The following is a 5,593-nucleotide window of genomic DNA, read 5'->3' on the forward strand; positions in this document are numbered from 1 at the left end:
AGCCCGAGGGCGGCGTCGCCACGCACAGCGCCACCGTGGCCGCCGAGCTGCGCCGCCAGGGGCTGCCCGCCGCCGAGGCGCAGGCGCTGGGCCGTGCGCGCGTGTTCGGCAATGCCACCGGCGACTACGGCACCGGCATCGCCGAGGCCGCGCAGGCCGACGGGCTGAAGGCCGGCGATGCGCGGCTGGGCCAGCTCTTCCTGCACCGCATGAGCCAGCCCTATGTGAACGGCGAGCCGCTGAAGCTGTCGCGCCCGGCTGTGGCCGCGCAGGCGCTCGGCGCGCACCTCAGGCGCAGCGACGCGGCGCTGATGTCGCGCAGCTCCCACCTGTACTCGATGCTCAGCTCCGACGACCCCTTCCAGTACCTGGGCGGGCTGTCCGCCGCAGCCCGCGCCGCCGGGCGCCGGCAGGGGCTGGCGCTGCACGTCAGCCAGCTGCAGGACGCGACCGAGACCCACACCGAGAGCGCCACGCGTGGCATTGCACTGGAGATGCAGACCCGCTATCTGCACCCGGGCTGGCTGAAGGCCCAGCAGGCCGAGGGCTGGGCCGGCACGCTGCAGGTGCTCAAGGCCGTGCAGTACACCTTCGGCTGGCAGGCCATCGCGCCCGAGACCGTGCGCCCCGACCACTGGCAGAGCCTGTTCGACAACCTGGTGCGCGACAAGCAGAACCTCGGCCTGCCGCAATGGCTGCAGCAGAACAAACAGGCCTACGCGCAAGCGCTGGAACGCATGATCCAGGCCCAGCGCCTGGGCTACTGGAAACCCGATGCGGCCACCCGCGAACAGCTCGCCGCCACCTACCGCACGCTGACCCGCGCCGCGCCGCTGCACCAGGAGCTGGCTGGCGTGCGCCAGTGGGCCGCCGACCAGACGCTGGCAGCCGTGCGCGAGCCGGCACGCACGACGCCGCAAGCCGCGCCGCAGGTGACGGCCCCCACCGCCCCCACCGAGCCGCCGCCCACGCGCGGTCTGCTGCTGCAGCGCCAGCAACCGCCGCAACGGCCCGCCACAGCACTGGCCGACCGGCTGTCGCAAGCGCTGGCCTGGGTGGCCATGGCCCTGCTGATGAGCCTGGGCGCCGCCTGGCAGCACCGCCGGCATCGCCCGGCCTTCACCGCCCTATGACAAAGCAAGCTCCCATCACCCTGGCCGCCCTGCTGCTGGCCGGCGCCGCACACGCACAGCTGCGACTCGACACCGTGCAGGTGCAGGGCCGCGCCGCGCTGGGCGCCGCCGATAGCGCCTCCGAGGGCGAGGTGAAGGCCGAGCGCCTGGAGCGCCGCCCGCTGCTGCGCCCGGCCGAGCTGCTGGAGGCCATGCCCGGCATGCTGGTCACGCAGCACAGCGGCGACGGCAAGGCCAACCAGTTCTTCCTGCGCGGCTTCAACCTGGACCACGGCAGCGACTTCGCCACCTCCGTGCTCGGCATGCCGGTCAACATGGCCAGCCATGCCCACGGCCAGGGCTATATGGACCTGAACTTTCTGATCCCGGAGCTGGTGTCCAGCCTGCAGTACCGCAAGGGCAGCCATGCGGCCGAGGACGGCGACTTCGTCACCACCGGCTCGGCGCGCGTGGACTACAAGCGCCGGCTGGACGCGCCCTTCGCCGAGGTCTCGCTGGGTGCGCGCGGCCACCGGCGCGGCCTGGTGGCGGCCGATACGGTGTTGGGCGGCGAATGGCGGCTGCTGGGCGCGCTGGAGGCCAGCCGCTACGACGGCCCCTGGGACCAGCCCGAAGGCCTGCGGCGTGGCAACGGCGTGCTGCGCTTATCAAGCGGCGACGCCGACAACGGCCTGGCGATCAGCCTGTTGAGCTACAGCGCGCGTTGGCAGGCTAGCGAGCATGTGCCGGAGCGCGCCATCCGGAACGGCGAGATCGGCCGCTACGGCACGCTGCTGGCCAATGATGGCGGCGTCACCCACCGCCACAGCCTCTCGGCCGAATGGGCGCGCAGCGACGCCGCGCAGGAGTGGCGCGCCAGTGCCTACCTGATCGACTACGCGCTGAACTTGTTCTCCGGCCCCTCGGGCTTCATCAACGGCGCGGACGGCGACCAGCACGAGCAGGCCGACCACCGCCGGCTCTGGGGCGGCCAGTTCAAGCACACGCTGCTGGCCCCGTTGCCCGACCTGGAGCTGGGCTGGGGCCTGCAGTGGCGCCACGACCGCATCAGCCAACTCGGCCTGTACGACACGGTGGACCGCCGTCGCGCGCACACCGTGCGCGAGGACCGCGTGGAGCAGGACTTGCTGGGCCTGTTCGGCGAGGCGAGGTATCGCATCACCCCCTGGCTGCGCGCCCATGCCGGCCTGCGCCGGGACCGCCTGCGCACGCGCAACCAGGCGCTGGCCGGCGAGTTCAACGGCGGCAACGGTGGGCGCGCCAGCCAGACGCTGTGGAGCCCCAAGCTCGGCCTGATCGCGCGAGCCACCGCCAACGTCGAGCTGTATGCGCACTGGAGCCGGGGCTTTCGCTCCAACGACGTGCGCGGCGCCACCAGCGCCATCAACCCCAACGACGGCGCGGCGCAGGCCCTGCTGCCGCTGCTGGCGCGCACGCAGAGCCAGGAGGTCGGCATGCGCGTGCAGCCAGCACGTGGCTGGAATAGCAGCATCGTGCTGTGGCAGGCCAGGCTGGCATCGGAGCTGGTCTTCGTCGGCGACGCGGGCGTGACCGAGGCGCGCGGCGCATCGCGCCGCCGCGGCCTGGAATGGTCCAACGACGTCGCCCCCTGGCCCTGGTTGCTGGTGGACGCGGACATGGCCTGGTCGCGCGCGCGCTTCGTGGCTGAAGAGAACGGCGGCAAGCGCGTGCCCAACGCGGTGCCCTTCAATGCCTCGCTGGCCGCCACGCTGACACCGGCCGGCCCGTGGTTCGGCGGGCTCAAGCTGCGCTACATCGGCGCCTATGCGCTGGAGGAGAGCGGCCTTGAGAGGTCGCGCAGCAACTGGACGGCCAACCTCAAGCTGGGCTGGCGCTTGGGCTCGCGCAACGAGCTGAGCCTGGACGTGCTGAACCTGTTCGACCGCCGCGCCAACGACATCGAGTACTGGGGCGAAGCCTGCACGCGGGCCGAAGGCGCGGGCTGCGGCGGTGGCGAGGGCATTGCGGGCCGGCTGGTGCACCCGATGGAGCCGCGCGCGCTGCGCCTGAGCTGGCGGGCCGCCTTTTGATGAACACCGACGCCCAGCACCCCTTCGACGCCGCCGAGCGCGCGGCCGTCTACCGCGCCATCGCGCTGCGCCGCGACACGCGCCACTTCAAGCCGGGCCAGGTCTTGCCCGAAGAACAGCTGCTGCGCCTGCTGCAGGCCTTGCACCAGGCGCCATCCGTGGGCTTGATGCAGCCCTGGCGCGTCATCCGCATCAGCGACGCCGCGCTGCGCGAGCGCATGGCCGCGCTGGTGGAGGCCGAGCGCCAGGCCACCGCCCTGGCGCTGGGCGAGCGCGGCGCCGAGTTCCTACGCCTGAAGGTCGAGGGCCTGCGCGACTGCGCCGAGCTGCTGGCCCTGGTGCTGCCGCCGGACGACGGCACCGTCTTCGGCCGCCGCACGCTGCCGCGCGAGATGGCGCTGTGCTCGGCCGGCTGCGCGGTGCAGAACCTGTGGCTGGCCGCGCGCGCCGAGAATCTGGGCCTGGGCTGGGTCTCGATGGTCGAGCCGGCACCGCTGGCCGACCTGCTGCGCCTGCCTGCGGGCGCGCAACCGCTGGGCCTGCTGTGCCTGGGGCCGGTCGAGCGCTTCTATGAGGCGCCGATGCTGGAGCAGCAGGGCTGGCGCCAGGGCCGACCGCTGGCCGAGCTGCTGATGGACAACCACTGGAACGAAGGCTGAAGCCACCATGGAGATCGAACAACCCCCCGTCGACCGCCAACGCGTCGTCCCCAGCGGCGAGCGACGTGGCCTGGTGCTGGTGCACACCGGCGACGGCAAGGGCAAGAGCACGGCCGCCTTCGGCCTGGCGCTGCGCGCGCATGGGCGCGGCAAGGCGGTGCGCATCTACCAGTTCATGAAGGTGCCGAGCGCGCGCTTCGGCGAGCACCGCGTCTTCGAACAGCTCGGCGTGCCCATCGAAGGCCTGGGCGACGGCTTCTCGTGGAAGAGCAAGGACCTGGAGCACTCGGCCGAGCTGGCCCGTGAAGGCTGGGCACGCGCCGAGTCGGTCATCCGCGCGGGCGACCATTTCCTGGTCGTGCTGGACGAGATCATGTATCCGCTGCGCTATGGCTGGCTGGGGCTGGACAGCGTGCTGGCCTGCCTGCGTGAGCGGCCGCCCCATGTGCACGTCGTGCTGACCGGGCGGGGTGCACCGGCCGAGCTGATCGAGCTGGCTGACACCGTGACGGAGATGACCATGGTCAAGCACCACTACAAGGCCGGCGTGCCGGCGCAACGGGGCATTGAAGATTGAGCACCCTCGTCATCTGCACGACCTGCGCTGACGGCCAGGGCCAACTGCTGCTGGAGGCGGCCGAGAACGAGGCCCTCGCGCGGGACTTGCCTTTGACCATCCGCGGCCAGGCCTGCATGGCCGCCTGCAAGCAGAGCTGCACGGCGGCGCTGCAGGGTGCGGGCAAGCACAGCTACCTGTTCGGGCTGCTGGCTGCAGATGAAACCAGCGTCAACGCGCTGCTGGACGTGGCCGCGCAGCACGCCGAGCCCGGCGACGGCCTGCTGGCCTGGAGCCGCCGCCCCAGTTGCCTGAAGACGGGCCTGCTGGCCAGGTTGCCGCCCTTGTCATGGTGAGCCTGCTGCTGGCACTGGCCATCGCCGTCGCCCTGCTGGTGGACCGCCTGGGCGAGCCACCCAGCTGGATGCACCCCGTCGTCGGCATGGGGCGCTATCTCGGCCTGTTCAAGCTGACGAAGCTGCCGGCCGCGCCGGGCTTCATCGCCGGTGCGCTGGCCTGGCTGATTGGCACGGCGCTGGTGGGCTTCATCGCGTTGTGGCTGGAGGGCTGGGTGCTGCTCGCGCTGCAGCCCTGGCACTCGCCGCTGGGCCTGGCGGGCGCCGCGCTGCTGCTGGGCCTGCTGCTCAAGCCCCTGCTGGCCTGGCGCATGCTGGCTGACGAAGCCATGGCCGTCGAGACGGCACTGGCCGAATCGCTGGACGCCGGCCGCGCGCGGCTGTCACGCCTGGTCAGCCGCGACACCTCGGCGCTGACTGAGACCGAGGTGCGCGAGGCCGCCATCGAGACCCTGGCCGAGAACCTGAACGACTCCGTCATCGCGCCGCTGTTCTGGTTCGCCATCCTCGGCCTGCCGGGGGCGGCGATCTACCGATTCGCCAACACGGCCGACGCGATGTGGGGCTACCGGGACGAGCGCGAGTGGTGCGGCAAGTGGGCGGCGCGGGCGGACGACGTGCTGTCGTGGCTGCCGGCCCGCCTGACTGCGCTGCTCATTGCGCTGCCATCGCTGCAGCTGCTGCGCGAAGCCCGCCGCACGCCGTCGCCCAACAGCGGCTGGCCGATGGCGGCGATGGCGCTGCGGCTGGACCGGCGGCTGGGCAAGCCCGGCGTCTACACCCTGCATGCGGCTGGCCAGCGCGCCGCGCCGGGCGATCTGCAGGCGGCGCACGGCGT

The 5,593-nt window shown here is 72.3% G+C and carries 6 protein-coding genes; all 6 read left to right on the forward strand.

What is annotated here, in order from left to right:
• Nucleotides 1-1,133: cobaltochelatase subunit CobN (locus ACT6S0_RS25965; RefSeq protein ID WP_444766624.1), on the forward strand; the 1,133-nt coding region annotated here is incomplete at its 5' end.
• Nucleotides 1,130-3,184 (forward strand): TonB-dependent receptor, encoded by a 2,055-nt coding sequence (locus ACT6S0_RS25970; protein ID WP_444766625.1) that lies wholly within the window; start codon nt 1,130-1,132, stop codon nt 3,182-3,184. The genes ACT6S0_RS25965 and ACT6S0_RS25970, both read left to right, overlap by 4 nt.
• Nucleotides 3,184-3,843, forward strand: a complete 660-nt coding sequence (bluB, locus tag ACT6S0_RS25975; RefSeq protein WP_444766626.1) for a 5,6-dimethylbenzimidazole synthase — start codon at nt 3,184-3,186, stop codon at nt 3,841-3,843. Before ACT6S0_RS25970 ends, bluB begins: the two co-directional genes overlap by 1 nt.
• A gap of 7 nt (nt 3,844-3,850) precedes the next feature.
• Nucleotides 3,851-4,420, forward strand: a complete 570-nt coding sequence (cobO, locus tag ACT6S0_RS25980) for a cob(I)yrinic acid a,c-diamide adenosyltransferase (RefSeq protein WP_444766627.1) — start codon at nt 3,851-3,853, stop codon at nt 4,418-4,420.
• On the forward strand, nt 4,417-4,755 hold the full coding sequence (locus ACT6S0_RS25985; protein ID WP_444766628.1) for a DUF1636 family protein: 339 nt from the start codon (nt 4,417-4,419) through the stop codon (nt 4,753-4,755). Before cobO ends, ACT6S0_RS25985 begins: the two co-directional genes overlap by 4 nt.
• The coding region (gene cbiB / locus ACT6S0_RS25990; protein WP_444766629.1) for an adenosylcobinamide-phosphate synthase CbiB at nt 4,749-5,593 on the forward strand (845 nt) is incomplete at its 3' end. The genes ACT6S0_RS25985 and cbiB, both read left to right, overlap by 7 nt.

The sequence above is a fragment of the Roseateles sp. genome, assembly GCF_052436255.1.
Classification (GTDB): Bacteria; Pseudomonadota; Gammaproteobacteria; order Burkholderiales; family Burkholderiaceae_C; genus Pelomonas.